Consider the following 545-nt stretch of genomic DNA (forward strand, 5'->3'; position numbering starts at 1 on the left):
GCCCACGCACCGCCCGCCCACGCGCCGCCCGCTCCCCAGTTCAGCCCCAGCCGATCGCCGTCGATGACCGCGCTGGCGGGAAATCTGGAGTCAAAAGTGCTGGACGCTGTGGCGACGCTGCCGTTGGCGGCTGCAGCAACATTGACCGCCTGTCCTCCCGTTGCCGCCGTGATCACCACCACCTGCGTCTTGCTGTTGGTCAGGCCTCCAGCGTCGGTCACCGTCAACGTCACCGTGTAGCTGCCCGCCGCGCTGTAGCTCTTCGTGGCCGACACCCCGCTGGCACTCGTGCCGTCGCCGAACGTCCACGCGTAGCTGGCGATGGGGCCTTCCGCATCCGTGCTCCCCGCACCGGAGAAGCTCAGGCTCGCGCCCACCTGCCCACTCGTCGGACCGCTGATGTTGGCCACCGGCGCCTGGTTGGCCGGCGCCGTGATCACCACCGCCTGCGTCTTGCTGTTGGTCAGGCCTCCAGCGTCGGTCACCGTCAACGTCACCGTGTAGCTGCCCGCCGCGCTGTAGCTCTTCGTGGCCGACACCCCGCT

General features: G+C 69.4%; 1 protein-coding gene. It reads right to left on the bottom strand.

The features are described 5' to 3' along the window. On the bottom strand, window positions 1–545 hold a 545-nt coding region (locus ACXJKR_RS34325), incomplete at both ends, for a PKD domain-containing protein (protein ID WP_457326669.1).

This window comes from Roseateles sp. P5_E11, from assembly GCF_054049355.1.